Here is a 26856-nt window from a genome sequence, read left to right as displayed (position 1 = left end):
ACGGCCGTGTCGCCCCAACTCCGGGACGGGCTTCCGTCAGCCCCGGTGAGTCGGACTCACCCCTTCGCACCCTTTGTACGCTTCCGCGCCCACGGTTCGCCAATCGGGGCCGGTTGGTTACTGTTCGGTAGAGATGACGTTTTGCTCCCCGGGGGTACACGATGGGGAGCGCGTAACGACATACCAACCGACCAGCGAAGGAACAGCGTGGCTTCCGGATCAGATCGCAACCCGATCATCATTGGCGGCCTTCCGAGCCAGGTCCCGGACTTCGATCCGGAGGAGACCCAGGAGTGGCTCGACTCGCTCGACGCCGCCGTCGACGAGCGAGGCCGTGAGCGGGCCCGCTACCTCATGCTGCGACTGATCGAGCGGGCCCGCGAGAAGCGCGTGGCCGTGCCCGAGATGCGCAGCACGGACTACGTGAACACCATCGCGACCAAGGACGAGCCGTTCTTCCCCGGCAACGAGGAGATCGAGCGGAGGATCCTGAACGCCACCCGGTGGAACGCCGCGGTGATGGTCTCCCGTGCCCAGCGCCCCGGGATCGGCGTCGGCGGCCACATCGCCACCTTCGCCTCCTCCGCGTCCCTCTACGACGTGGGCTTCAACCACTTCTTCCGCGGCAAGGACGAGGGCGACGGCGGCGACCAGATCTTCTTCCAGGGCCACGCCTCGCCCGGCGTCTACGCGCGGGCGTTCCTGCTGGACCGGCTGAACGAGACCCAGCTCGACGCCTTCCGCCAGGAGAAGTCGAAGTTCCCCAACGGCCTGTCGTCGTACCCGCACCCGCGGCTGATGCCGGACTTCTGGGAGTTCCCGACCGTCTCGATGGGCCTCGGCCCGATCGGCGCGATCTACCAGGCGCGGATGAACCGCTACATGGAGGCGCGCGGGATCGCCGACACCTCGCGCTCGCACGTGTGGGCGTTCCTCGGCGACGGCGAGATGGACGAGCCGGAGTCGCTCGGCCAGCTGTCGATCGCCGCCCGTGAGGGCCTGGACAACCTGACCTTCGTGGTGAACTGCAATCTGCAGCGGCTCGACGGGCCGGTGCGCGGCAACGGCAAGATCATCCAGGAGCTGGAGTCGATCTTCCGCGGCGCCGGCTGGAACGTGATCAAGCTGATCTGGGACCGCACCTGGGACCCGCTGCTCGCCCGGGACCGCGACGGTGTGCTGGTCAACAAGCTGAACACCACGCCGGACGGCCAGTTCCAGACGTACGCCACGGAGACCGGCGACTACATCCGCCGGCACTTCTTCGGCGACGACCAGCGACTGCGCGCCATGGTCGAGAGCATGACCGACCACCAGATCCTCCACCTCGGCCGCGGCGGCCACGACCACCGGAAGATCTTCGCCGCCTATTCCGCGGCCCGCGCCCACAAGGGCCAGCCGACGGTGATCCTGGCCCAGACGGTCAAGGGCTGGACGCTGGGCCCGAACTTCGAGGGCCGCAACGCGACCCACCAGATGAAGAAGCTGACGGTCGACGACCTCAAGGGCTTCCGCGACCGGCTGCACCTCCCGATCAGCGACGCACAGCTGGAGTCCGGCCTGCCGCCGTACTACCACCCGGGCCGCGACTCGGAGGAGATCCAGTACATGCACGACCGCCGCAAGGGCCTGGGCGGGTACGTCCCGACCCGCGTCGTGCGGTCGCAGCCGCTGGCCCTGCCGGACGACAAGACGTACGCGGCCGTGAAGAAGGGTTCCGGTCAGCAGTCGATCGCCACCACCATGGCGTTTGTGCGGCTGCTGAAGGACCTCATGCGGGACAAGGAGATCGGCAAGCGGTTCGTGCTGATCGCGCCGGACGAGTACCGCACGTTCGGCATGGACTCGTTCTTCCCGAGCGCGAAGATCTACAACCCGCTCGGTCAGCAGTACGAGGCCGTGGACCGTGAGCTGCTCCTCGCGTACAAGGAGTCGCCGACCGGGCAGATGCTGCACGACGGCATCTCGGAGGCGGGCTGCACCGCCTCGCTGATCGCGGCCGGCTCCGCCTACGCCACCCACGGCGAGCCGCTGATCCCGGTCTACGTCTTCTACTCGATGTTCGGCTTCCAGCGGACCGGCGATCAGTTCTGGCAGATGGCCGATCAGCTCTCGCGTGGATTCGTCCTCGGCGCGACCGCCGGGCGCACGACCCTGACCGGTGAGGGTCTGCAGCACGCCGACGGCCACTCGCAGCTGCTGGCCTCCACCAACCCGGCCTGCGTCGCGTACGACCCGGCGTACGGCTTCGAGATCGCGCACATCGTCCAGGACGGCCTGCGCCGGATGTACGGCGGCGACGCCGAGCACCCGCACGGCGAGGACGTCTTCTACTACCTCACCGTCTACAACGAGCCCATCCAGCACCCGGCGGAGCCCGAGAACGTCGATGTGGAAGGCATCCTCAAGGGCATCCACCGCTTCAGGGAGGGCGAGGCGGGCCGGATCCCGGCGCAGATCATGGCGTCCGGCGTGGCCGTCCCGTGGGCCCTGGAGGCCCAGCGGATCCTCGCCGAGGAGTGGAACGTCAGGGCCGGGGTCTGGTCGGCGACCTCCTGGAACGAGCTGCGCCGCGAGGCCGTGGCGACCGAGGAGTACAACCTGCTCCACCCCGAGGAGGAGCAGCGCGTCCCGTACGTGACGCAGAAGCTCGGCGCCGCCGAGGGCCCGTTCGTGGCCGTGTCCGACTGGATGCGTTCCGTTCCGGACCAGATCGCGCGCTGGGTGCCCGGCCGCTACACCTCGCTCGGGGCGGACGGCTTCGGCTTCGCCGACACCCGGGGCGCGGCCCGCCGGTACTTCCACATCGACGCCCAGTCGATCGTGCTGGCGGTCCTCACCGAGCTGGCCCAGGAGGGCAAGGTGGACCGCTCGGTGCTGAAGCAGGCCGTGGACCGCTACCAGCTGCTGGACGTGTCGGCGGCCGATCCGGGTGCCGCCGGCGGCGACGCGTAGGCGTCCCGGGCGCCCGGTCGTGGGCGGGTGCGGGAGAGGGCTCCCAGGGCACCCGCCTACGATTCCGGGCATGAAGGAACGAACGGCGCAGGTGCGCTGGGAGGCCCGCACCCAGGGCCCGCTGCTGGTTCTCGCCGTGGTCTTCGGGCTCGCGTACGCGGTGCCGATCGTGCTGCCGGACGCCCCCGCGTGGGTCCACCGGGGCTGCCAGGCCGTCGAGTGGACCGTGTGGAGCGCCTTCGCCGTGGACTATCTGGCACGGCTGTGGCTCGCTCCCCACAAGTGGCTCTTCGTGCGGAGGCATCCGCTGGACCTGCTCGCGGTGCTCCTGCCGCTGGTGCAGCCGCTGCGGCTGCTGCGCGTGGTCTCCACGCTCCTCCTGGTCGGACGCCGGGCCCGGATGGCCCCGCAGATCACGCTCACCACCTACGTGGCCGGAGCGGTGACCGGGCTGATGATGTTCGGCTCGCTCGCCGTCCTGGCCGTCGAGCGGGACGCGCCCGGGGGGAACATCCGGACGCTGGGTGACGCCGTGTGGTGGTCGTTCACCACGATGACGACCGTCGGCTACGGCGACCACGCGCCGACGACGGGACTGGGGCGGGTGCTCGCGGTCGGGCTCATGCTGTCGGGGATCGCCCTGCTCGGTGTCGTGACCGCCAACATCGCGGCCTGGTTCATCTCCCGCTTCGAGCGCGACGACGCCGAGGAGCGCCGCCAGACGGCCCTCCTGGAGGCCCTGACCCAGGAGGTCAGGGAGCTGCGGGCGGAGGTGGCCCGGCTGTCGGCGGATCCGGCGGCCGTGCCCGAGCGGCCCTCCGTGCCGCCGCCGAGTGCCGCTGGTTCTGCTCGTTCTGCTCGTTCTGCTGGTTCTGCTGGTTCTGCTGGTTCTGCTAGTTCTCCCACACCTTGAACGCGCGGACCCGGTAGGGGGTCTGCGGTACCCAGGTCCCGCCGCCCGGGTAGGTGTCGAACTCACCGGTCTCGGCGCACTCCGCGGACTGGTAGGCGGTGACGGGGCGGCCCGTGCGGTTGGCGAGGGACTGGGCGTCGGCGCCCGCCGGGAGCGGAACGCAGGACTCGATGTCGACATCGGACAGCTCGTGGACCTGGCGCGCCCCGGCGAAGCCGGGCCTCACCCAGAGGCAGAGCTCACCGGCGGCACAACGGCCGAGCCGCGGCGGCGGCGCGACGGGGCCGGACCGCGCCGCCGGTGCGGGTGCCGGGGATTCCGGCGAGGTCGCCGACGCCGGAATGGCGGACGAGGCCGGAGAGGCCGCGGACGCCGGTGGGAGCAGGCACAGGGCGGCCAGGGCCGCGGTGGTGAGGACGGTCGTACGCATGATGATCAACCCCCGGGTCGGTGTGCCGGCCGGTGCCCCGTGCGGGGTCCGTGACCGTCCGAGCCGTCCGGCCGTCCGTCCGGGTCCCCGTCGCGGGTCGCCTGTCCGAACCCTGACCGGTGGCGCGGGCGGCCCGGAAGACCCGCCGGACAGGTTCATCCAGATAGGCGACACCCCCCACCGGAACGGTCCGGCGGGGGCTGTCGTACCCGCGGGATCGACGGCCCGTGGTGCGCGCGGGAGGTCGGACGCGGGCCGTGCCCGCTCCCGGACACCGCCGACGGGGGGGCCGGCCGGGGGCGGCCGGACCCCGCCGCCCCACCGGATTGTGAGCCCGGCGCACACACGGAGTAGCCGTGCGCCGGGCATCTGCCCCCAGACGCGTGATCTCTCTCACGGTCACCGTGAGCGCCCCCGGGCTCCGCCTAGGCTGTTCGCTCAGTGACTGCTTTCGACTCCTCCCCCACACTGAACGTCTGGCGCGCCCTCCTCGCTCTCGCCGTCGTGTTCGTGCTGCTCACGACCACCGGCTGGACCGCTGTACGGCACCAACGCGGCCCGGTCGACGCCCGGGCGACCGCGCTCGCCGCATGGGAAGAGGCCCGCATCGGGCATCGCACGCTGCCGGACCCCGAGTCGTCCCCCGGCGTCCTGGCCGGTTTCTTCTCCTCCCTCGACGACGCTCAGGCGGCCTCGCTGGCGGAGCGCCACCCGCTCGTCGTGGGCAATCTCAACGGCGCCCCGGTTACGCTGCGCTACCGCGCCAACCGGATCGCGCTGGCCGAGGCGCGCCAGGTGGAGAGGTGGCGGATGCACGACGGCCGGCTCTCCGCCGAAGGGCGCCACGAGGCCGGCCGGCGCATGCACCGGTACGAGTCGCTGCTGCGCCCCGGCCGTCAGATCCTCGCCTTCGACCCGACCGGGAAGGGCAGGGTCGCCGAGGTCTTCGGCGACCTCGACCGGGCACAGCGGGTCTCCGTGGTCGTCCCCGGCGTCGACACCAACGTGCTGACCTTCGAGCGGAGCAAGCGCAAGTACTCCGCCCCGGTGGGCATGGCGCAGTCGCTCTACCGGGCCGAGCGCGTCGCCGCGCCCTCCGTGCGCACGGCCGTCATCGCCTGGGCCGACTACACCGCACCCGCGGGCCTCGGACTGGACGCCTCCACCGGTCGGCTCGCCGCGAACGGGGCGAACCGCCTTGTCGCCCTGACGGGGGCGCTGCCCGGCCGGACCGAGGTGTCGCTGTTCTGCCACAGCTACGGCTCCGTGGTGTGCGGGGTCGCCGCCCGTGAACTGCCCGGACGGGTCCGCGACATGGCGGTCGCGGGCAGCCCCGGCATGCGGGCCGGGACCGCGGCCCAGCTGGGCACGGACGCGCGAGTGTGGGCGATGCGGGACAGTGACGACTGGATCGAGGACGTGCCGTACCTGAAGGTCGGCGGGCTCGGCCACGGCGCCGACCCGATGACCCCGGACTTCGGGGCACGGGTGCTGTCGGCGGCGGGGGCGGCCGGCCACACCGGTTATTTCGAGCCGGGTACGGAGAGCCTCAGCAACTTCGCCGAGATAGGCGTCGGTTCGTACGGGACGGTCAGCTGCGCAGGCGGCGACTCCGCGTGCCGCAGTGGAATTTACGGCGCGGAAGTGATCTGACGCGCGTAGAGCCTTGTGGCGCGGTGCATATGACCGTCTTGTTCGCGGGGGCGACGCGCGGGCGCACGCCGCATACGATGAGGCGCATGGGTGATGTGCTGGCCGGAATTCAAGCCACCTGGGAGTTCCAACCGGACTCCGTGCTCATCCGCTTCACCCGGGGGAACCGCGGTACGCCAAAGCTGTTCCAGGTGCTGGACGAACGGCACGTCCCCCTCGAAGCGCTCGAGTCGGTGACCCTCTCCCCGGGCGAACGCGGCACGGTGGTGCTCCACGCGGTGCCGAGACCGGGCGCCGATCCGCTGATGGACGCGGCCGCGGGCCAACTGAAGGCGAGCGCCGACCCGTACCGGCTGGTGCTGCCCGAGGAGCGCGCGACGCTGGCCGAGTACTACGCCGACGAACTGCGCGCCGTCCTGCCCGGCCCGGGCATCGGGCCCGCAGCCCGGTGCCTGGTCTCGTCCCCCGGCGCACCGCTCCGGTTCAAGGCGTACGACGGCAAGGCCGTGTTCGACGGGGACAAGGTGTCCTTCCGCTGGTCCTGGACGGGTGCCTCGTCCGCGAAGTGGAAGGCCGGCGACCAGAACTACTCCGTGTCGGAGCTGGCCGGGGTCGAGTGGCGCTCCCCCGAGGTCTTCGACGGCCATCTGCGTCTGCTGCTCCGCGGCGGCACCCCCGGTACCGGTCCGGGAGGGGCCGGGGACCGGCCCGCGCAGGCCGACCAGGACCCGGCGGCGGTCGTCTTCGGCCTGGGCTACGGGCCGGTGCACGAGTCCCTGCCGTTCGCGGCGGCGGTCCTGGAGGCGGTCCGCGAGGCCGCGCCCGCGCTGCCGGCCGCGGCCGCACCCCCGCGCGACCCGGCGGGCGTCGCGGAGCGGATACGCCACCTCGGCGAACTGCACAGCGCGGGGCTGGTGACGGACGACGAGTTCCGCTGCAAGAAGGCCGAACTCCTGGCGGAGCTGTAGGGCCGGCGCGCCGGACCGGGCCGTCGGCACCTCGGGATGACGGACCGGCACACCGCACCGTGCCGTGCCGGGCGACAGGACGGGGCACCTGCGTGGGTGGCCGCGCGGGCGGACCGGCTGCCGGTCTTCGCCGTACTGCTGGGCGTGATCGGCCGGTACGCCCGGGGCTTCGAGCCTCGGTGCCGTGATCCGGTACGCCCGGGGCTTCGAGCCGCCGTGCCTGATGTGGGCGCGGCCCGGCGGGCGACGGCCGGGTCCTCCCGCCGCGGGCTTTCACCGCCTTCGCCCTGGACCCGGGGCATGGGGTCGCGCCGGGCCCGGCGCGCTCGCCCGGACCGGGCCCGGGCGAGCGCGCTACTCGCGGGCTTCCGACGTCGAGGACATGTCCGGGTACCTGCCCCCCACCACCCGTCCCGCGATCGGCTCCAGCAGCGCCAGTTCGTCCTGCGTGAGCGTGATCCGGGTGGCCGCGACGTTCTCCTCCAGGCGGCCGCGCCTGCGGGTGCCCGGGATGGGAACGACCGGGAGGCCGTGGACGCCGGCCCGCTGCTGGACCCAGGCGAGGGCGATCTGCGCCGGTGTCGCGCCGTGAGCCGCCGCGATCTTTCGGACGGGCTCCAGGAGCGCCGCGTTCACCGCGGCCGCCTCACCGGTGAACCGCGGCTGGTGGCGCCGGAAGTCGTCCTCGGGGAGCTCGGCGGCGTTCGCGAACGAGCCGGTGAGGAAGCCGCGTCCGAGGGGCGAGTACGGCACCAGCGCCACGCCGAGCTCGGCTGCCGCGCCCACCGCGCTCCGCTCGACGGAGCGGCTGAAGAGGGACCACTCCGACTGCAGCGCGGCGATGGGGTGGACGGCGTGCGCCTCGCGCAGTTCCGCGCCGGTCACCTCGCTGAGGCCGAGGTGGCGCACCTTGCCCGCCCGCACGAGTTCGGCCATCGCGCCGACCGACTCGGCGAGCGGAACTCCGGGGTCGCGGCGGTGCATGTAGTAGAGGTCGATGACGTCGACGCCGAGCCGGCGGAGGCTGGCCTCGGCCGCCTCGCGGATGTACGCGGGGTCGTTGCTGATGCCCCGGAAGGTCTGGTCGTCCGCGCGGCGGACGACGGAGAACTTCGTGGCGAGGGTGATCTCGTCCCGGTGCGCCGTCACAAACGGCCTGAGGAACTCCTCGTTGGCGCCGCTGCCGTACATGTCGGCCGTGTCGAGGAGCGTGACACCGGCCTCCAGTGCGGCGTCCAGGGTGTCGCGGGCCGCGGCCTCGTCGGTGTCGCCGTAGAACTCGCTCATGCCCATGCAGCCGAGCCCCTGCACGCCGACCTCGGGGCCCGCCGTGCCGAGCCGTACCTTCTCGATCGTGCTGTTCGCCATGTGGACTCAGGTCCTCTCCGGCGCCCGCCGGGCGCCCGCAAAGAAGTCGATCTTGTGGTCGAGGACGGCGAGCGTGTCCTGGAGCTCGGCGATCCGGGCGCGGACGTCGCGCCGCGTCGACTCCAGCAGCTCCTGCCGCTGCTCGTAGGTGTGCTCGCCCTCGCGCGCCAGCTCGGCGTAGCGGACCATGTCGGCGACCGGCATCCCCGTCCGCCGGAGCTTGCCGACGAAGGCCAGCCAGTCCAGGTCGCGGTTGCTGAAGCGCCGCTGTCCGGTGTGCGAGCGGTCGATGTGCGGCATCAGGCCGATCCGTTCGTACCAACGGAGTGTGTGCGCGCTCAGGCCGGTCCGGTCGGCGACCTCGCTGATGGTGTAGTGGTCCTGCCCGTCGGGGCGGGGGTGGGCGGGTGGCGCCGATGCGCAGATGTCGGTCGTCGCGGATGTGGTCTCCAGCACCGTCATGACCTCCACGCTAGAAGCTTCGAGTGCACTCGAAGCAAGCGAGATCCTGCGGGTTCCGCGTCGGGGGGCGGTCGCCGGAACGGTAGCCTCCCCCGTCCATGGGCCGGGTCGACCTGCGGGCGAGCGCCGAGGGCGAGCCCCTGTACGCCTCCCTCGGCTTCGTACGGACCCCGGATCCGGCGATGCGGCCGACCCTTTAGGCTCGTAGCCATGCAGAGCCTGGCGTTGATCGAGAACTGGCCCGTCCCCACCGCGGCCGCCGCGGTCGTGCGCGCGGACGGCACCGTCGCCGGCGCCCACGGCCCCACGGGGCACCGCTTCCCGCTGGCCTCGGTCAGCAAGCCGCTCGCGGCCTACGCCGCACTCGTCGCGTACGAGGAGGGCGCGGTCGAGCTGGACGAGCCGGCCGGACCCGACGGCTCCACCGTCCGGCACCTGCTCGCGCACACCAGCGGCCTCGCGTTCGACGAGCACCGGGTCACCGCCGCTCCCGGGACCCGCCGGCTGTACTCCAACGCCGGATTCGAGGTGCTCGGCGACCACATCGCCAAGGCCACGGACATCCCGTTCGCCGAGTATCTGCGTCAGGCGGTGCTGGAGCCGCTGGGCATGACGTCGACCGCGCTCGACGGCTCGCCCGCGAAGGACGGCGTCTCGACGGTCGACGACCTCGTGCGTTTCGCGGCCGAGGTGCAGGCCCCGCGGCTGCTCGACCCCAGGACGGTCCTGGAGGCGATGTCGGTGGTGCATCCCGGCCTGTCGGGCGTGCTGCCCGGCTACGGCCACCAGAGGCCGAACGACTGGGGGCTCGGCTTCGAGATCCGCGACGGCAAGTCCCCGCACTGGACCGGCTCCGCGTCCTCGCCCCGCACCTTCGGCCACTTCGGCCAGTCCGGCACGTTCCTGTGGATCGACCCCGACGCCCGCGCCGCCTGCGTGGCGCTGACCGACCGTGCCTTCGGGCCCTGGGCGGTCGAGGTATGGCCGCCGTTCACCGACGCGGTGCTCGCCGAACTGCGCGGCCGGGCGCACTGAACACCAGGTCCGTTCGCGCGGCCGGCCCGGGTGCGCCGGAGGCGTCCGCGTCCGCGCCGCACGGAGGACTTCGACCGCCGTCGCCGCACTCGTACGGGACCGTCCGCCGAAACACCCGCCGCAACCCCACGCGCCGGCCGGGCAGCCCTTCGACGACCACGAGCACGGCCACGGCCTCGCCCAACCGGTCCTCTCCCAGGGCGTCCTGACGTCCCGCCGCACGTCCACGCCGAGGTAGTCGAGCCGTTCTTCCGGAGCGACTGGCAGACGACGGCGCCCGGCGCCGGTCCGGGGGCGGGCTTACGCCCCGCCGCTCGGACTCCGCCTCCGCGCACGGGACATGAAGGCTGCCGGGCACGGGCGGGGCGGGTCCGGCGCCGCAGGCCGGGCACCGGGGAGCGGGGCCCGGTCAGCCGGACAGCTCCCACATCAGCACCTCCGCCGGGGCGGCCGCGGTGAGTTCGAGGCCGTCGGCGTCGGTGATCCTTGCGGCGTCACCGGGACCCAGTGCTTCGCCGTCGATCCTGACGACGCCCCGTACGACGTGGACGTACACGAAGGGGGCGTCGGGCACGGCGGTCCGCTCGTCGCCGGCGAGACGGCGCACGTGCAGCATCGCCCCGGCCTCCGGGAGTGCGTAGGGCGTCGAGTCGGCGATGCCGCGGACGATCTCGTAGGACGGCTCGCCACCCGGCTCCTTCGGCGCGAGCCACATCTGCACGAACGTGAGCGGTGTGCCGGCGTCGTTGCGCTCGACGTGCCGCACCCCGCCGGCGGCGCTGAGCCGCTGGACGTCGCCCGGCCGTACGACGTCGGCGTGGCCCGCGGAGTCCCGGTGGGTCAGCTCGCCGTCCACCACCCACGTCACGATCTCGGTGTGGCTGTGCGGGTGCTCGTCGAAGCCGGCACCGGGGGCGAGCCGCTCCTCGTTGCAGGCGATGACCGCACCGAAGCGGAGGTTGTCCGGATCGTAGAAACGACCGAACGAGAAGGAGTGCAGGGACTCGATGCCGGCGGACGCGTCCCCGCCGCGGTAGCGCTCACCGGCGCGCCGTATGGACATCACGCCTCCACCGTAGACGCAAGGACCGGCCGAGGTGGCCCGCGTACCGGCCCCCCGTGCTCCGGTTCCGCTCCGGCTGCCGGTGGCCCGCGCCGCCACCGGCGCGTCCGCCGGCGGTCGTTCCCGGCGCCCGTGCCCGGTTCCGCCCGCCCCGCCGAGCGGGCACCCGCGGACCGCACGGCACGGGAACGGTCCACGTGCCGGACCCGCGTCTCCGCCGCGGCGTCCGGATAAGGCACTCTTGTCCCCGTGCCCCATCCCGAACCGGCTCTGCCCCCGAACGCCGCCCATCCGCACTCCGCGACCCTGAAGCGCCTGGAGCAGTCGTCCGGGCGCCTCGCCGCGAACGCGATCGCCCGCATGGACGAGACGCTGCCGTGGTACCGGGCGATGCCCCCGGAGAACCGGTCGTGGATCGGCCTGGTCGCCCAGGCCGGCATCGCCGCGTTCACCGAGTGGTTCCGGCACCCCGAGACACCGCAGGCGATCTCGACGGACGTCTTCGGCACGGCCCCGCGCGAGCTGACCCGTGCGATCACCCTGCGCCAGACCGTGGAGATGGTGCGGACGACGATCGAGGTGATGGAGTCCGCGATCGAGGAGGTCGCCGCCCCGGGCGACGAGTCCGTGCTGCGCGAGGCGCTGCTGGTCTACGCGCGGGAGATCGCCTTCGCGACGGCCCAGGTGTACGCGCAGGCCGCCGAGGCCCGCGGCGCCTGGGACGCCCGCCTGGAGTCGCTGGTGGTGAACGCCGTGCTCTCGGGCGAGGCGGACGAGGGGGCCGTCAGCCGTGCCGCGGCGCTCGGCTGGAACGCCCCGGAGCACGTGTGCGTCGTGCTCGGCACCGCGCCCGACGGGGACAGCGAGCTGACGGTGGAGGCGATCCGGCGCGCGGCCCGGCACGCCAAACTCCAGGTGCTGACCGGGGTGCTCGGCGACCGGCTGGTCGTGATCGCGGGCGGCAGCGACAATCCGCTGCACGTCGCGAAGGCGCTGATCGGCCCGTACGCTGCCGGTCCGGTGGTCGCGGGGCCCGTCGTCCCCGATCTGCTGGCGGCCACGAGGTCGGCACAGGCCGCGGCGGCCGGACTGAAGGCGTGCTCCGCGTGGCAGGACGCGCCGCGCCCGGTACTGGCGGATGATCTCCTTCCGGAGCGCGCGATCGCGGGTGATCCGTCCGCGCGAGAACAACTGGTGGAGGAGATCTACAGACCGCTCGAGGAGGCCGGCTCGGCCCTCCTCGAAACCCTGAGTGTGTATCTGGAGCAGGCGAGCAGTCTGGAGGGCGCGGCACGGATGCTGTTCGTGCACCCCAACACCGTCCGCTACCGGCTCCGACGTGTGACTGACGTCACCGGATGGTCACCCTCCGATGTCCGCTCCGCGTTCACTCTGCGGATCGCGCTCATCCTCGGGCGTCTGGTAGACGGAGATCAGCAACTCTAGGATTTTGTCGGACACCAACAATTCCCCTGACGGTTCTTGGTCCCTGTCCCCACGGGCGGCCGGGACCATCCACAAGAGAGAGTGTGAGGGTGCTCGTACTCGTCGCTCCCGGCCAAGGCGCTCAGACGCCCGGCTTCCTGACCCCCTGGCTCGAACTCCCCGGCGCCTCCGACCGCATCGCGGCCTGGTCCGACGCCATCGGGCTCGATCTCGCCCACTACGGCACGAAGGCCGACGCGGACGAGATCCGCGACACGGCCGTGGCGCAGCCGCTGCTCGTCGCGGCCGGACTGCTTTCGGCCTCCGCGCTCGGTGATGTCGCGCCGGGCGCCGTCGCGGGTCACAGCGTCGGCGAGATCACGGCCGCCGCCTTCGCGGGTGTCCTCGACGACACCGCCGCGCTCCGCCTGGTACGGACCCGCGGTCTGGCGATGGCCGAGGCCGCCGCCGTCACGGAGACCGGGATGTCGGCCCTGCTCGGTGGCGACCCCGAGGTGAGTGTCGCGCACCTGGAGAAGCTGGGGCTGACCGCCGCGAACGTCAACGGCGCCGGGCAGATCGTCGCCGCCGGCACCAGGGAGCAGCTCGCCGCGCTGGAGGCGGACAAGCCGGAAGGCGTCAGGAAGGTCGTCGCGCTCAAGGTCGCCGGGGCGTTCCACACGCACCACATGGCTCCCGCGGTCGCGAAGCTGGAGGAGGCCGCGAAGGCCCTCGCACCGGCCGACCCCAAGGTGCCGTACGTGTCCAACAGGGACGGGCGCACCGTCGCCGGCGGTGACGAGATCGTGGCCCGGCTGGTCGGCCAGGTCGCCAACCCGGTCCGCTGGGACCTGTGCATGGAGACCTTCAAGGAGCTCGGGGTGACCGCCCTCGTCGAGGTGTGCCCGGGCGGTACCCTCACCGGTCTCGCCAAGCGCGCGCTGCCGGGCGTCACGACGCTCGCGCTGAAGACCCCCGACGACCTCGACGCGGCCCGCACGCTGCTCGCCGAGACCGGTTCGACCGCCGCGGACGCGGCGGGCGCCTGACAAGGAGCCGAGACAGCATGTCGAAGATCAAGCCCAGCAAGGGCGCCCCGTACGCAGGCATCATGGGTGTCGGCGGCTACCGCCCGACCCGGGTCGTGCCCAACGAGGTGATCCTCGAGACGATCGACTCCTCCGACGAGTGGATCCGCTCCCGCTCGGGCATCTCCACCCGTCACTGGGCGAACGACGAGGAGACCGTGACGGCGATGTCCGTCGAGGCGGCCGGCAAGGCCATCGCCGACGCCGGGCTCGCCCCGGAGCAGATCGGCGGCGTGATCGTCTCGACCGTGTCGCACTTCAAGCAGACCCCGGCCGTCGCCACCGAGATCGCGGACAAGATCGGCGCGGTCAGGCCCGCCGCGTTCGACATCTCCGCCGGCTGCGCGGGCTTCGGCTACGGCCTGACCCTCGCCAAGGGCATGGTCGTCGAGGGCTCGGCCGAGTACGTGCTGGTCATCGGCGTCGAGCGGCTCAGCGACCTGACCGACCTGGAGGACCGCGCCACGGCGTTCCTCTTCGGTGACGGGGCGGGCGCCGTCGTCGTCGGTCCCGCGAAGGAACCCCGGATCGGCCCCACCGTATGGGGTTCCGAGGGCGACAAGTCGGAGACCATCAAGCAGACCGTGCCGTGGACGGACTACCGCGACGGCGCCGTCGAGCGGTTCCCCGCCATCACCCAGGAGGGCCAGGCGGTGTTCCGCTGGGCCGTGTTCGAGATGGCGAAGGTCGCCCAGCAGGCGCTGGACGCGGCCGGGATCACCGCGGACGACCTGGACGTCTTCATCCCGCACCAGGCGAACATGCGGATCATCGACTCGATGGTGAAGACTCTGAAACTGCCGGAGCACGTCACGGTCGCCCGTGACGTGGAGACCACCGGCAACACCTCGGCCGCCTCGATTCCGCTCGCCATGGAGCGGCTTCTGGCGACCGGGCAGGCGAAGAGCGGCGACACCGCGCTCGTCATCGGCTTCGGGGCGGGTCTCGTCTACGCCGCGACGGTCGTTACCCTCCCCTAGGCAAGCATCCGGATCTTCCGGATCTCCGGTCCTCCGGGCAAGCCCGTTCAACCCTCTGCTACACACCGAAGGAGCGCCACATGGCCGCCACTCAGGAAGAGATCGTCGAAGGTCTCGCCGAGATCGTCAACGAGATCGCCGGTATCCCGACGGAGGACGTCCAGCTGGACAAGTCCTTCACCGACGACCTGGACGTCGACTCGCTGTCCATGGTCGAGGTCGTCGTCGCCGCCGAGGAGCGCTTCGACGTCAAGATCCCGGACGAGGACGTCAAGAACCTCAAGACCGTCGGCGACGCAGCCGAGTACATCCTGAAGCACCAGGCCTGATCCAGGCCGATCAGGTACGCCACCCAGCGGTGGCGCCGCTGATTCACGAACCCTCATAGACCGTGGAGAAAGAATTCCTGTGAGCTCGACCAATCGCACTGTGGTCGTCACCGGTATCGGCGCAACCACACCGCTGGGTGGCGACTCCGCATCGACCTGGGAAGGTCTGATCGCGGGACGTTCCGGCGTCAAGCCCCTCGAAGGCGAGCGCTTCGAGGAACTGCCCGTCCGTATCGCCGCCCCTGCGGCGGTCGACCCGGGCGAGGTCCTGCCCCGGCCGCAGGCGCGCAAGCTGGACCGCTCGGCCCAGTTCGCCCTGATCGCCGCTCGTGAGGCGTGGGCCGACGCGGGCTTCACCGCCCCTGCCGGCGAGGACGGGACCGTCCTCCCCGACCGCCTCGGCGCGGTCATCGCCTCCGGTATCGGCGGTGTCACCACCCTGCTCGACCAGTACGACGTGCTGAAGGAGAAGGGCGTACGCCGGGTCTCCCCGCACACCGTGCCGATGCTGATGCCCAACGGCCCCTCCGCCAACGTCGGTCTTGAGGTGAACGCCCAGGCCGGCGTGCACACCCCGGTCTCCGCCTGCGCTTCGGGCGCGGAGGCGATCGGCTACGCCGTCGAGATGATCCGCAGCGGCCGCGCCGACGTCGTGGTCGCGGGCGGCACCGAGGCCGCGATCCACCCGCTGCCGATCGCGGCGTTCGCCAACATGATGGCGATGTCCAAGAACAACGACGAGCCCGAGCGTGCCTCCCGGCCGTACGACAAGGCCCGTGACGGCTTCGTACTGGGCGAGGGCGCGGGTGTCGTCGTCCTGGAGTCCGCGGAGCACGCGGCCGCGCGCGGCGCACGCGTCTACTGCGAGGCGCTGGGCCAGGGACTGTCCGCGGACAGCCACCACATCGCGCAGCCCGAGCCGACCGGCCGCGGTGTCGCCGCCGCGGTGCAGAACCTGCTGGACAATACGGGCCTGAAGCCGTCCGAGGTGGTCCACCTCAACGCCCACGCGACCTCCACGCCCCAGGGCGACCTCGCCGAGATCAAGGCGCTGCGCAAGGTGCTGGGCGACGACCTCGACCATGTCGCGATCTCCGCGACGAAGTCGATGACGGGCCATCTGCTGGGTGGTGCCGGCGGTATCGAGACCGTCGCGACGGTGCTGGCACTGCACCACCGGCAGGCTCCGCCGACCGTGAACGTCGACGACATGGACGACGAGATCGAGGCGGACGTCGTCCGCGGTGAGCCGCGTGCGCTGCCCGAGGGCACGATCGCCGCGATCAACAACTCGTTCGGCTTCGGCGGCCACAACGTGGTGCTGGCCTTCCGCACCGTCTGAGGCACGTCCGTCGCACGACGACGAACACCGGGCCCCGTTTCCCCTCGTACCTCGTGGGGAGGCGGGGCCCGCTCGTCGGTGCGGGACGGTTCACGGACGGCCGGGCGGCCCGGCGCCGGTCGGCTCGGCGGGCCGGTTCGGCACGGGGCCGGGAGGGCCGGGGCCGTCGGCGGCGCCCGCCGCTCCGGTGTCCGCGCCTTTGCGGCGCCGAGGTCCGGGCGGACGCGCTGCTCGGGAGTGGGCGACGCGAAGAGTCCGACACGGGGAGGCCGACGCGGGGAGGACTACGGCCGACGGGTCGGTGGCGGGGGAGAGCGTCGGGCGGCGAGGGAAGCGCACCGGCGGAACGCGGGGCCGAAACGCGGCGGCCGGGCGCGCGTGCGCGGAGACGCGGGACCGGGCGGCGCGTCGGCCGCCCGGCCGGAGGCGGGGATCGGAGCCGGCTGGTGCCGGCGGGTGGGACGCGGGTCAGACCACCTGGTGGAGCCAGCGGACCGGGGCCCCCTCGCCCGCGTACCGGAACGGCTCGAGCTCGTCGTCCCAGGGCTTGCCGAGCAGCTTGGCGATCTCCGCCTCGAGCTCCGTCTCGCCCTGGACGGAGCGTGTGAGGGCCGCACGGAGGCGGTCCTCGGGGATGAGGATGTCGCCGTGGATGCCGGTGACGGCGTGGAAGATGCCGAGGTCGGGAGTGGCGCTGTAGCGCTCGCCCTCCGCGGTGGCGCTGGGCTCCGAGGTCACCTCGAAGCGGAGCAGCTGCCAGCCGCGCAGCGCGGACGCCAGCTTGGAAGCCGTGCCGCTCTCGCCCTGCCAGGAGAACTCGGCTCTCCAGGTGCCGGGGGACGCGGGCTGGCGGATCCAGTCGAGCTGGACCCGTACGCCGAGCACGCCCGCGACCGCCCATTCGACGTGCGGGCACAGGGCGCGTGGTGCGGAGTGGACATAGAGAACGCCGCGTGTCGTCACCGGGACCTCCAGCGTGGGACGAGGATCACCTTCCCAGCGGCCTCAGTAAACAACATCAAGTACGAATCCCTGCAAACGCCAAAAAGCGGACGGCATATGACGTGATGTAATTTACTGGAGCCGGCGAGCCAAGTGCCTCTGGTTCGACGTGGGCAAAGCTACCGTGCGACGGGGGCCCAGGTGTGTCGTACCGCCCCTCCCGGGCCCCGTACGCACCAAGCATTCACCCGCCAGGACGCCTCGGGGGAGGGCAGATGCGTGAAATCCGGCGCAGTCGGCGGCCGCGTCGGTGGCGTACCGTCGTCGCCTGTGCCGTGGCGGCGACCGTGGTGATCACGGCCGGGCCGGTCGGATGCGACGCACCCCCCGGAACGCAGCGCGAGCCGGTGAAGCGCCCGAAGCCCTCCCCGACGCGTGTCTGGGACCGCGCCCCCGGCTCGCTGGCCGCGGTCGGCGACTCCATCACCCGCGGCTTCGACGCCTGCTCGCTGTTCGCCGACTGTCCCGAGGCGTCCTGGGCGACCGGCACCGACACCACCGTGCGCAGCCTCGCGCAGCGGCTGCTGGGGACGACGGGAGCGAAGCGGCGCGCCTGGAACCACGCACGGTCCGGGGCACGGATGGCCGACCTGCCCGCGCAGATGACGGAGGCGGCCGTCCGCAGACCGGAGTTGGTGACGGTGATGGTCGGGGCCAACGACGCGTGCCGTGACACACCGGCGCAGATGACACCGGTCGCGGAGTTCACCGAGTCGTTCACGGCCGCGATGCGCTCGCTGCGGCGCAGCGCGCCCGGGACGCACGTGTACGTGTCGAGTGTGCCGGACCTGAAGCGGCTGTGGTCGACCGGGCGCGGCAACCCGCTCGGCAAGCAGATCTGGAAACTGGGCATCTGCGCCTCGATGCTCGGGGACGCGGACGACCTGGGCCGGGCCGCCGAGGAGCGCCGGGCCCTCGTGCACGACCGTGTCGTCGCCTACAACCGGGTGCTGCGGGACGTGTGCGCGAAGGACCTGCGCTGCCGGTACGACGGCGACGCCGTCTTCGACTACCGGTTCACCGGCGAGCAGCTGAGCCCCTGGGACTGGTTCCACCCGAGCCGGAACGGCCAGAGGCGGCTGGCGGAGATCGCGTACCGGAACATCACCGCGCCGCGGCCGCCGGCGGAGTCGAACTGATCACGGGCACCCGCGGCGCGGCGGCGGCCCCGGGGCGGCTGTCAGGGACCGCCCCGGGGTGATCGGGGCCCGGACGGGTCACGGATCGCGGTGCGCCCCTGCGGGCGGCCGGTGCACCGGACCGCGTGGGTACCGGGGACGAACCTCCAGGATGCTGATTCCCCGTCATGAGTGGTGCAGGCGCGCCGAACCGATCGCGATCCACGTGATGTGTGTCGCGTTTGTGGTGCGTCGTGCGCGTTCCGATCCGGCCATGCCACCCGTCCCTGCCGGCCGCACCGGCTTCCCCTCTGGCCACGCCCCCAACTCCTTTCCCATACTGACGGCTTCGGGCAGATCGGTTTCGGCGGAGGGATGCGGTGTGCGGCGGACAATCGGGCTGTTGGTCGTGACGGCTGTGGTGGGCACGATGGCCGGTGCGGCGCCGGCGAGCGCGGACGGACCGGGGCGGGTGGTGGCCTCGGCCGCGCCGACCGTGGAGGAGCAGCGGCTGGACCGGGCCGCGCCGCAGGAGATCCTGCGGCGCAGCGGATTCGACTCCGTGGCGGGCCGGTTCGCCGGGGCGCTGCGGTCGGCGGACTCGTACGCCGAGGCCCGCCGGGTCGTCGAGCGGCAGGGGTCGGCGCTGTGGCGGCGGGCCGTCGACCGGGCGCAGGGCAGGGGCCCCGCAGGCGGGGACCTCAGCCGCGACGACGACCGTCCGCTGTACTGGGCCCGGCTCGCCATGATCCGTGAACTGCGCCTCTGGGAGCCGGACTTCGTCCTGCCCGCCGGGGCGCGCGACCGGCTGCTCGACGAGCTGGAGCGGACCTCCCGGGGCCAGGACACCATGGACTTCCCTGGAGCGGGGACGACCGTCGGCGGCAAGGTCTTCAAGCGCGTCGTGCTCACCGGTTTCGACCCGTTCACGCTGGACCGCGACATCAGGATCAGCAACCCGAGCGGGGCGGCGGCGCTCGCCCTCGACGGCACCTGGCTGCGTACCGCCGACGGCGGTCTGGCCCGGGTGGAGACCGCCGTCTTCCCGGTGCGCTGGACGGACTTCGCGGCCGGCACCGTCGAGCGGACCCTGCGCCACCGGCTGCCCGAGGCGGATCTGTTCACCACCGTGAGCCAGGGGCGCGCCGGGCGCTTCGACATCGAGCGGACCAACGGAGCCTGGCGCGGCGGCTTCCCGGACAACGAGAACGTCTCGCGCACCGGGACCGTGCCGGTGCCAGGCCCCTTCGCGCAGCCGCAGTGGACCTCGACGACCCTGCCGTACGCGGACGTCATCGCCGCGGAGACCGGCCGTTTCCCGGTGTACGACAACACGTCCGTCACCGAGATACCCGCGGGAGGCACCGATCCGGTGGTCCGCCCCGAGGGTCCCACCCCCGGTTCCACGGCTCGCGCGGGAGGCGGCGGGAACTACCTGTCCAACGAGATCGCCTACCGGGCCACGCTGCTGCGCGACCGTCTCGGCCTGCACGGCACGCTGCCCGGCGGCCATGTGCACACTCCGGTGCTCCAGTTCGGGGCCGGCAACACGGACCCGGCGACGGGCGCCGTGACCGACCCCGGGTTCGTACGGAACCGGCTGGACATCATCGCCCAGGTCCGGGCCATCGTGGCGGTGGCGGCCGCGCGGCGCTGAACCGCACCGGACGATGGGAACATGATCGTCGCAACGGTCCGGTTCGTCCCGGCACCGGGTGATGTCCCGGCCATCGTCCGTGCCATGGCCCGGCTGGTCCGCGCGGCCGCCGGGCGCGGGGCACGGCTGACCGTCTTCGGGGAGCCGGCGGTCACCGGGTACGAACTGGGCCTGCCCGCAGTCGGCCCCGGCTGTGGACCTCGCCCGGCGACCCGAGGCCGGCGCCGGTCCGGAGGGCTGCCGTGCCACCGCCACCGCCGCGGTGGTCAACTGCGCGGCGCCCGCGACGGCGGCAGCCCGGCCGTCGCCTCACTCGTGTTCGGCCCGGACGGCGAGCTGCTCGCGCGCTACGACTGCGAGGATGGTCAGGTGCCGCTCGGGGCGGTGGCCTGACTCGCGCCTATGACCGGCTCGTGCCTTGAGTTTGATCTGTCGGTCGCCGTCCGGGGGCGCTGCTCGCCACCGCGGGGGCGCCCCGGGGCCGGCCGTCGCCGATGTGGGGTCGTCCTCGGCACGGACACGTCCGGCGCGGCCCGTCGCTCTGGGCTCCGGCACGTGCGGCGCGGCCCGGGGGCACGCCCGCTCGGTGCGGACGCGTCCGGCGCGCGCTCGGGGCCGCGGGGCGGCCCGCGTCCTAGGAGCGGGCCTCGTCCTTGCCGGTGCCGAAGGGGGCAGCGGGCGGGGCCTGGCGGCTCGCGTGCGGGTCCTGGCCCGTCCCGGGGTGCGCGTGGGGGTCCGTAGCCGTGTACGGGTGCTGGTCCGGCGCCCGGGGGCCGGGCTCCTCCTCTTCCCGGTCCTGGGTCAGATCGCGCACCAGCAGGGTGGCGCCCGCGACCGCGCCCGGCATCAGCAGCACCGCGACGAACGGGACGAGGAAGGCCAGCGCCAGCGGAACGCCGAAACCGAGGGTGAGCAGGCGCCGGCCGCGCAGCAGCGCGAGACGCCCCCCGAGCTCGACGCGTCGCCGCTGCAGGGCCACGGCGGTGAGCTCCTCGGCGAGGAAGAAGCCGGTGACGCAGAAGCCGAGCACGGGGACGACCGTCTGGCCGACGACGGGAACGAAGCCGAACGCGAAGAGCAGCAGACCGTAGAGGGCGACACGGATCACGATCCGCAGGCTGTCCCGCGCGGAGATCCACAGCTCGCGCCAGAGCGGCAGCCCGGATCGCGGGACCTCACCGCCCTCGGCACGGTCGACGGCCTCGGAGAGCGACTCGTAGAACGGCTGGCCCACCAGCAGCGTCACGGCGGTGAACGTGATCACGGCGAGGAAGAGACCGAGGACCCACAGCAGGGCCGTGAGGAAGCCGCGGAACACCCCCTGCCACAGCGACGACCAGTCCGCCGCGAACGGGGTCGCCCAGCTCACGAGGTCGTCGGCGCCGTAGGCGAGCCCGACGAGGGCTCCGGCGTACAGCACGAGGGTGATCAGCCCGGGCAGCAGCCCGATGCCGAACCACCGGCCGTGGCGGCCGACCCACCGCTGTCCCTTCACCAAGTAGCCGAAGCCCGCACCCAGATCACGCATGCGCCACACCCTATACGGGGTGCGGAACCCCCGGTCCTGGGCCTGTGGACGAAGGCCGGGAACCTGTGGACGGGAAGGGACGGGACGAAAAACGGGGCGGCGGCGATCGCGCCCACCGGTGACGCGGGCACGTCCGGTGTCAGGTGCCACGGACCGGTGATGCGACGAAGGCCGCACCCCCTCGGGGTGCGGCCTCGTCCCGTGCGTCGGCCGCGTGCGCCGGGCGGACCCGGCGCAGGCAGCTCAGACCGCGAGCTCGACCGTGATGCCGCCGCGGGTGGCCTTGGAGTACGGGCACACCAGGTGGGCCTTCTCGACCAGCTCACGGGCGGTGGCGGCGTCCACGTTCGGGATGACCGCGGAGATCCTCACGATGATGCCGAAGCCCTCGTCGTTCTTGCCGATACCGACCTCGGCGGTGACCGTCGAGCCGGAGACGTCGGCGTTCTCCTGACGGGCGACGACGCCGAGCGCGCCCTGGAAGCAGGCGCTGTAGCCGGCGGCGAAGAGCTGCTCCGGGTTTGTGCCGGCGCCGGAACCACCCATCTCCTTGGGCGGGTTGACGACGACGTCGAGCTTGCCGTCGTCGGTGGCGACGCGGCCGTCACGGCCGTTCTCCGCCGTGGCGACGGCGGTGTAGAGGACGTCGGACTGCTGGATCGACATGGGTCTGGTTCCTTCTGTCGTTCGCCGCGGCTCGCGCCCACGACCGCGACGGCTGAGCCGAGCCTAGCGGGTCAGCGAGACGATCATCTTCCCGGTGTTCTCGCCGCGCAGCAGCCCGAGGAACGCGCCGAAGCCGTTCTCGATGCCCTCGACGACCGTCTCGTCGTACTTCAGCTCGCCCGAGCCCAGCCAGCCGGCGACGTCCTGGACGAACTGGCCCTGGAGCGCGCGGTGGTCGTTGACGAGCATCCCCTGCAGACGCAGCCGCTTGCCGATGACCAGGGCGAGGTTGCGCGGGGCGGGGGTGGGCTCGGTCGCGTTGTACTGGGCGATCATTCCGCAGATGGTGGCACGGCCGTGCACGTTGAACGAGGAGATCGCGGCCTCCAGGTGCTCGCCGCCGACATTGTCGAAGTAGACGTCGATGCCGTCGGGGGCGGCCTCCTTCAGCTGCCGGGCGACGGGGCCCTTCTTGTAGTTGAAGGCGGCGTCGAAGCCGTACTCCTCCACCAGGAGCTTGACCTTCTCGTCGGAACCGGCCGAGCCGATGACCCGCGAGGCACCCTTCAGCTTCGCCATCTGGCCGACCTGGCTGCCGACCGCACCGGCGGCGCCGGAGACGAAGACCGCGTCGCCCTCCTTGAAGGAGGCCACCTCGAACAGGCCGGCGTAGGCGGTGAGCCCCGGCATGCCGAGCACACCGAGGTAGGCGGAGAGCGGGGCGACGGAGGCGTCGACCTTGACGGCCTGCCCGGCCTCCACGTCCGCGTACTCGCGCCAGCCGAGGCCGTGCAGGACGTGGTCGCCGACCACGAAGCCCTCCGCGTTCGAGGCGACGACCTCCCCGACGGCGCCGCCGTCCATGGGCTGGTCGAGCTGGAACGGCGGTACGTACGACTTCACGTCGTTCATGCGGCCGCGCATGTACGGGTCGACGGAGAAGTGCAGGTTGCGGACGAGGATGCGCCCCTCGCCCGGCTCGTTCACCGGGGCCTCACGCAGGGCGAAGTTCTCCGGCTCGGGCCAGCCGTGGGGGCGGGAGACGAGGTGCCATTCGCGGCTGGTCGCGGGAAGTGCGGGCATGGTGAGGGCCTCCTAGAAATGCTTCATGTTCTGAAACAACCATGCGACTGAATATTTCATATTGTCAAGCATCTGGGTATGCTGGCGGCATGGCCACCACGCGCACGGACCCGCTGACCCTCGAGGTCGTCGATCTCATCGGCACCGTCGTGGCTCGCTACCACGACGAGTACGAGGAGGCCGCCGCCCGCTACCACCTGACAGGGGCGCAGGCCAGGGTGCTCGGGTTGCTGTCCATGGAGCCCACCGCCATGCGCCGGATCGCCCGGAAGCTGAAGTGCGAGCCGTCGAACGTCACGGGGATCATCGACCGGCTGGAGGCGCGCGGCCTGGTGGAACGCCGCCCGGACCCGGCCGACCGCCGGGTGAAGATAGCCGCGGCCACGGAGGAGGGCCACCGGACGGCGCGCGAGCTCCGGGAGGCCCTTCACTTCGCGCGCGAGCCGCTCGCGGAGCTGTCGGTGGAGGAGCGCGGGATGCTGCGGGACCTGCTGAAGCGCATGCTGGGCGATGCCGGCACCGAGGCAGGCGCACAGGCGCCGGATCGGGGACGGTGACCGGAGGCGGCGCCGCATCCGGGAGCCGGAGCGGGAGCGGAAGGGGTGGCGTCGGCAGCCTCACCGCAGGATGGGACGCGTTCTTCGACGGGCGCGCGACGGGTCCGCGGCCCACCCGGAGGGGGCGGCGGGGCGGATCTCGAGGGTCTTCGGAGGGGGCGCGCGACGGGTCCGGAACGGGGGCCGGGTCAGATGCCGCGGCGCTCCGCGGGTCACGAGCACCAGAAGATGAGCCAGCAGTCCTTCGTCGGCGTCGGGGAGGGGGCCGGCTCGGCGGGCGGGGGCGGTGGCGGCGGTGAAGCAGACTGCGAGGGCTGCTGCGATGGATCGCCGCTCGGGGTCGGGGTGCCGTCGTCGTCAGGCGGGTCGGGCACGGCCGGTTCCGACTCGCTCGGCTCCCCCTGCGGCGCGGACGCCTCCACCGTCGGTCTGGTACTGCCTCGCCCGACCGACCCCGACGGTCTGACCGCGGCGGGCGACGTCGTGGGCGGCTCGCTCACCGCGCTCGGCCCCGGCGGCGGCTCCGCGCTGCCGGTCGGCTCGGGTATGTCGTCGACCTCCAGGGACTCCTGCTCACGCACCTCGACGGCGGTGTCGTCACCGCCGCCCGAGGACTCCCGGGCCAGTTCCGCCAGGCTCAGCGCGCCGGCGGCGAGCGCCAGCCCGAATGTCCCTATGAGTACCCTCCGCCCGCGTTTGCGACGGGCCCTGCGGGTGCCTGCGGCCCTGCGGGTACGGCGGCCCTGGCCGTCGGCACGGCGGCGCCCGGCGGGCGGGTCCTCGTCGCCGTACGCGCCGCCCAGTTCGACGACGACGTCGCTCTCCGTCGCGGTGGAGGCGGGGCGGAAGTGGCGCAGTTCCTCGGCAGGAGTACCGCACCCCGCGCACGCCAAGGCCCCGTTGATGTGTCGGCGGCACTGGTGGCAGTAATCCATGGCTCCGGGAGCGTATGCAGCGATGTGACACCTGAGGTAGGCGTGACTGTGAGGATCCTGTGTGGAATCTGCAGTTCCGCGGCACGTCGGCCGGCCGGAGCGGCGCCGCGGACCGGCCCGTACGGGCACGATGAGGGCATGAACACCTTCGGGCCCCGCGAGTTCCAGCTCGTGCTGCTCCGCCGGATGGCCGACCATCAGCCGGAACTGGTCGAGGAGGCACGCCGCGAGCTGGGCGCGTCGGCCGCCGGGATGCGGGAGGCGAACCGCCGCTGGCAGGCGATCGTCCGCTCCCCGCGTACCCGCGGGGCCCTCTCCCGGTACCGCTCCGTGCTCGGCGAGCCCGAGACCACGACGCGCCGCAGGATCGGCGACCTGGACTGCGACGCGCTGCGGTGGCCGGTGCCCCTGTGGCCGGATCTGCGGTTCGAGGTGCTGGCCGGACCCGGCGGGGCGGTCTGGAACGAATGGCTCGTACGGGCGCGGGGGGCCGCCGGACCCGACCTGCTCACGGCGGACGATCTGCGCCCCTGGTGCTGCACGGTCGACGAGGTCGCCGCGGCCTTCGCCCCGGTGCGGCCGATGGAGGGCACCGCCCCCACCCGCTGGCGGCTCGCGTTCGGCGTGCCCGACGGCCGGTCGTGCGTGGCGGAGTTCACCTGGGGCCTGCTGCAGCGCGTCGCGTACGGCTCCTGATCCGAGGCTCGCGCCCGGCGTCCGGTACCGCGCGCCCGGCGTCCGCCCGGCCCCTGGCGATCCCGGCGGAGTCCACCCCCGACCGGCGCAGCCCAGCGCGCGTCAGGCCCCGGGCGATCGCAGGATGCGAGGAGGGAACCGTCTCGGGAGGACCTGCCATGACCGTCAGTCTTGAGCAGTTGCGCCGCTGCCATGTCGCCGTGGACCTGGGTGCCGCGCGGACCCGGGTCTATGTGAAGGGCGCCGGGCTGGTCGTCGACCAGCCCAGCGTCGCCGCCGTCAACACCCGCAACGGCGCCCTCATCGCCGTCGGCGAGTTCGCCGAGCAGATGACCGGCCGTACCCCCGACTACATCCGGGTGATGCGCCCCGTCTCCGGCGGCACCGTCGTCGACATCGACATGGCCCAGCGCATGCTGCGCCATCTGCTCGGCGAGAAGCTGCGCAGGCAGTTGCGCCGCAAGCCACGGCTGCGCGCGGCCGCGTGCACACCGCACGAGGCCGATCCGCTCGCCCAGCGCGCCACCGTGGAGACGCTGGTCGGACTCGGGGCCCGGCGGGTCGAGCTGGTCGACACGCTGATCGCCGCGGCCGTCGGCTGCGGTCTGCCGGTGGAGCAGCCGACCGCCACGATGATCATGATGTGCGGTGCGGCCACCACGCAGGTCGCCGTGCTGTCCCTGGGTTCCATCGTCACCGCGGCCCGTATCCCGGTCGGCGGCGAGGCCGTGGACCACGCGGTCATCCAGCACCTGCGCCACCAGCACGAACTGATGCTGCCGAGCCAGTCCGTACGCCCCCTCCAGATCGCGCTCAGCGAGAACGGACTCACCCTCCAGGGCCCCTCGACCACCGAGATCCACGGCCGGGACGTGGCGACCGGCCTGGCGCGTTCGGTGCGGGTCGACACCGCGGCGGTGCGGGACGCGATCCACACGCCGCTGACCGCCGTACTCGACGGAATCGGAAGGATCCTGCGCAACTGCCCGCCCGACCTCGTCGCCGATCTCGCCGACCGCGGGATCATGATGGTCGGCGGCAGCGCCCTGCTGCCCGGTCTCGACCAGATGCTGCGCGACGCCACCGGGATGCCGGTCCTCATCGCCGAACGGCCCGACGTGTGTGCGGTGCTGGGACTCGGCGAGATGCTGGAGGGCAACACCAACTCGATGGTCCTCTCCCCGCTCACCGCCTGAGTCCGGGCCGCGGTCCGCTGCCGGGGGCCGGTGGCGCGGCGGGGCTTTTCGGCCTCCGCCCGCGGGGTGCTTCGGTGTCCGCACCGCGGTGCGCTTCGGCCGCCGCCCCGCGGTGCGCTTCGCCGGACCGGTGGGCGCGCTCGTGGACGAGGAGCGGGAGCGCGGCGACCCGCCCCTCACGGCACGGCGCGCCCGACGCGCGGCGGCGCACCGGCGGGCGGGGCCCACGGCGGTCGACGTCGAGGCCCAGGCCGACCGCGCCCGTGCCCGACGGCCGCCGCACCCTGCCCTTCACCGTCACGGACGACGCCACCCCGGACGAACGTGCCGGCCGGTACCGTCCCCGGGGCCGCACCCCCGGCAGCACCACCGCCGAGGCACCGCACCGGGCCGCGCCCACGCAGGCA

At 72.7% G+C, this 26856-nt stretch carries 25 protein-coding genes and 1 pseudogene; 17 read left to right on the top strand and 9 right to left on the bottom strand.

Features of this window, described 5'->3' with window-relative positions; genetic code table 11:
• Positions 1-207 precede the first annotated feature (207 nt).
• Positions 208-2955, top strand: a complete 2748-nt coding sequence (gene aceE / locus AB0J10_RS09425) for a pyruvate dehydrogenase (acetyl-transferring), homodimeric type (protein WP_363059522.1) — start codon at positions 208-210, stop codon at positions 2953-2955.
• A gap of 70 nt (positions 2956-3025) precedes the next feature.
• Positions 3026-3868, top strand: coding sequence for an ion channel (locus tag AB0J10_RS09420; protein WP_363059519.1), 843 nt, complete (start codon positions 3026-3028; stop codon positions 3866-3868).
• Here AB0J10_RS09420 and AB0J10_RS09415 read toward each other — a convergent pair.
• The gene (locus AB0J10_RS09415) at positions 3849-4298 is read right to left on the bottom strand and encodes a peptidase inhibitor family I36 protein (RefSeq protein ID WP_363059517.1); all 450 of its coding nucleotides are present in this window, start codon (positions 4296-4298) and stop codon (positions 3849-3851) included. The two genes, AB0J10_RS09420 and AB0J10_RS09415, sit on opposite strands and share 20 nt — an antisense overlap.
• A gap of 441 nt (positions 4299-4739) precedes the next feature.
• Between AB0J10_RS09415 and AB0J10_RS09410 the strand changes: the two genes are divergently transcribed.
• Together AB0J10_RS09410 and AB0J10_RS09405 are read left to right on the top strand one after the other, a co-directional pair.
• Positions 4740-5951: an alpha/beta hydrolase gene (locus AB0J10_RS09410; RefSeq protein ID WP_363059515.1), complete on the top strand. Its 1212-nt coding sequence runs from the start codon at positions 4740-4742 to the stop codon at positions 5949-5951.
• Between the two features lie 86 nt (positions 5952-6037).
• The gene (locus AB0J10_RS09405; RefSeq protein ID WP_363059513.1) at positions 6038-6919 is read left to right on the top strand and encodes a DUF4429 domain-containing protein; all 882 of its coding nucleotides are present in this window, start codon (positions 6038-6040) and stop codon (positions 6917-6919) included.
• A 354-nt stretch (positions 6920-7273) separates the two neighbouring features.
• On the opposite strand, the gene AB0J10_RS09400 is transcribed toward AB0J10_RS09405, so the two are convergent.
• Complete coding sequence (locus AB0J10_RS09400; protein WP_363059511.1) at positions 7274-8287, bottom strand: aldo/keto reductase; 1014 nt, start codon at positions 8285-8287, stop codon at positions 7274-7276.
• A gap of 6 nt (positions 8288-8293) precedes the next feature.
• Positions 8294-8749, bottom strand: coding sequence for a MerR family transcriptional regulator (locus AB0J10_RS09395; protein ID WP_363059509.1), 456 nt, complete (start codon positions 8747-8749; stop codon positions 8294-8296).
• A 98-nt stretch (positions 8750-8847) separates the two neighbouring features.
• Between AB0J10_RS09395 and AB0J10_RS09390 the strand changes: the two are divergent.
• A pseudogene (locus AB0J10_RS09390) lies at positions 8848-8949 on the top strand (GNAT family N-acetyltransferase); the annotation flags it as partial.
• 10 nt (positions 8950-8959) lie between these two features.
• Positions 8960-9784 carry a serine hydrolase domain-containing protein gene (locus AB0J10_RS09385; protein WP_363059507.1) on the top strand — a complete coding sequence of 275 codons (825 nt, stop codon included), beginning with the start codon at positions 8960-8962 and terminating at the stop codon, positions 9782-9784.
• 409 nt (positions 9785-10193) lie between these two features.
• On the opposite strand, the gene AB0J10_RS09380 is transcribed toward AB0J10_RS09385, so the two are convergent.
• The gene (locus AB0J10_RS09380; RefSeq protein ID WP_363059505.1) at positions 10194-10847 is read right to left on the bottom strand and encodes a pirin family protein; all 654 of its coding nucleotides are present in this window, start codon (positions 10845-10847) and stop codon (positions 10194-10196) included.
• A gap of 249 nt (positions 10848-11096) precedes the next feature.
• On the opposite strand from AB0J10_RS09380, the gene AB0J10_RS09375 reads away from it, so the two are divergent.
• The 5 genes from AB0J10_RS09375 to fabF all read left to right on the top strand — a co-directional run bounded on the left by AB0J10_RS09375 (position 11097) and on the right by fabF (position 16011).
• Positions 11097-12293: a helix-turn-helix domain-containing protein gene (locus AB0J10_RS09375; protein WP_093656703.1), complete on the top strand. Its 1197-nt coding sequence runs from the start codon at positions 11097-11099 to the stop codon at positions 12291-12293.
• An 89-nt stretch (positions 12294-12382) separates the two neighbouring features.
• Complete coding sequence (locus tag AB0J10_RS09370; protein WP_363059503.1) at positions 12383-13321, top strand: ACP S-malonyltransferase; 939 nt, start codon at positions 12383-12385, stop codon at positions 13319-13321.
• 17 nt (positions 13322-13338) lie between these two features.
• Entirely contained in the window at positions 13339-14340 is a 1002-nt protein-coding gene (locus AB0J10_RS09365) for a ketoacyl-ACP synthase III (protein WP_363059501.1), read from the top strand.
• A gap of 80 nt (positions 14341-14420) precedes the next feature.
• Positions 14421-14669: an acyl carrier protein gene (locus AB0J10_RS09360; protein WP_138055468.1), complete on the top strand. Its 249-nt coding sequence runs from the start codon at positions 14421-14423 to the stop codon at positions 14667-14669.
• 79 nt (positions 14670-14748) lie between these two features.
• On the top strand, positions 14749-16011 hold the full coding sequence (gene fabF, locus AB0J10_RS09355) for a beta-ketoacyl-ACP synthase II (protein WP_363059499.1): 1263 nt from the start codon (positions 14749-14751) through the stop codon (positions 16009-16011).
• Positions 16012-16479: 468 nt separating this feature from the next.
• Here fabF and AB0J10_RS09350 read toward each other — a convergent pair whose 3' ends face one another.
• Complete coding sequence (locus tag AB0J10_RS09350; RefSeq protein ID WP_363059497.1) at positions 16480-16974, bottom strand: DUF3145 domain-containing protein; 495 nt, start codon at positions 16972-16974, stop codon at positions 16480-16482.
• Between the two features lie 314 nt (positions 16975-17288).
• On the opposite strand from AB0J10_RS09350, the gene AB0J10_RS09345 reads away from it, so the two are divergent.
• The 3 genes from AB0J10_RS09345 to AB0J10_RS09335 all read left to right on the top strand — a co-directional run bounded on the left by AB0J10_RS09345 (position 17289) and on the right by AB0J10_RS09335 (position 20181).
• Complete coding sequence (locus tag AB0J10_RS09345) at positions 17289-18152, top strand: SGNH/GDSL hydrolase family protein (RefSeq protein ID WP_363059495.1); 864 nt, start codon at positions 17289-17291, stop codon at positions 18150-18152.
• A 409-nt stretch (positions 18153-18561) separates the two neighbouring features.
• Positions 18562-19788 (top strand): pyroglutamyl peptidase, encoded by a 1227-nt coding sequence (locus tag AB0J10_RS09340; RefSeq protein ID WP_363059958.1) that lies wholly within the window; start codon positions 18562-18564, stop codon positions 19786-19788.
• 21 nt (positions 19789-19809) lie between these two features.
• Positions 19810-20181: a hypothetical protein gene (locus tag AB0J10_RS09335; RefSeq protein ID WP_363059493.1), complete on the top strand. Its 372-nt coding sequence runs from the start codon at positions 19810-19812 to the stop codon at positions 20179-20181.
• Between the two features lie 241 nt (positions 20182-20422).
• Here the strand turns inward: AB0J10_RS09335 and AB0J10_RS09330 are convergent, their stop codons facing one another.
• The 3 genes from AB0J10_RS09330 to AB0J10_RS09320 all read right to left on the bottom strand — a co-directional run bounded on the left by AB0J10_RS09330 (position 20423) and on the right by AB0J10_RS09320 (position 23065).
• Entirely contained in the window at positions 20423-21316 is an 894-nt protein-coding gene (locus tag AB0J10_RS09330; protein ID WP_363059491.1) for an EI24 domain-containing protein, read from the bottom strand.
• Between the two features lie 243 nt (positions 21317-21559).
• Positions 21560-21982, bottom strand: a complete 423-nt coding sequence (locus AB0J10_RS09325) for an organic hydroperoxide resistance protein (RefSeq protein ID WP_363059489.1) — start codon at positions 21980-21982, stop codon at positions 21560-21562.
• A gap of 63 nt (positions 21983-22045) precedes the next feature.
• Positions 22046-23065: an NADP-dependent oxidoreductase gene (locus tag AB0J10_RS09320; RefSeq protein WP_363059487.1), complete on the bottom strand. Its 1020-nt coding sequence runs from the start codon at positions 23063-23065 to the stop codon at positions 22046-22048.
• An 89-nt stretch (positions 23066-23154) separates the two neighbouring features.
• Between AB0J10_RS09320 and AB0J10_RS09315 the strand changes: the two genes are divergently transcribed.
• The gene (locus AB0J10_RS09315) at positions 23155-23622 is read left to right on the top strand and encodes a MarR family transcriptional regulator (protein WP_363059485.1); all 468 of its coding nucleotides are present in this window, start codon (positions 23155-23157) and stop codon (positions 23620-23622) included.
• 212 nt (positions 23623-23834) lie between these two features.
• On the opposite strand, the gene AB0J10_RS09310 is transcribed toward AB0J10_RS09315, so the two are convergent.
• Positions 23835-24557 carry a hypothetical protein gene (locus AB0J10_RS09310; protein ID WP_363059483.1) on the bottom strand — a complete coding sequence of 241 codons (723 nt, stop codon included), beginning with the start codon at positions 24555-24557 and terminating at the stop codon, positions 23835-23837.
• Positions 24558-24695: 138 nt separating this feature from the next.
• Between AB0J10_RS09310 and AB0J10_RS09305 the strand changes: the two genes are divergently transcribed.
• A complete protein-coding gene (locus tag AB0J10_RS09305; RefSeq protein ID WP_363059481.1) occupies positions 24696-25253 on the top strand; it encodes a hypothetical protein in 558 nt (185 codons plus the stop codon).
• 158 nt (positions 25254-25411) lie between these two features.
• Positions 25412-26449 (top strand): rod shape-determining protein, encoded by a 1038-nt coding sequence (locus AB0J10_RS09300; RefSeq protein WP_363059479.1) that lies wholly within the window; start codon positions 25412-25414, stop codon positions 26447-26449.
• Positions 26450-26856: the final 407 nt, after the last annotated feature.

The sequence above is a fragment of the Streptomyces sp. NPDC049887 genome (assembly GCF_040656535.1).
Classification (GTDB): Bacteria; Actinomycetota; Actinomycetes; order Streptomycetales; family Streptomycetaceae; genus Streptomyces.
This window is presented reverse-complemented; position numbering and strand designations above follow the sequence as displayed.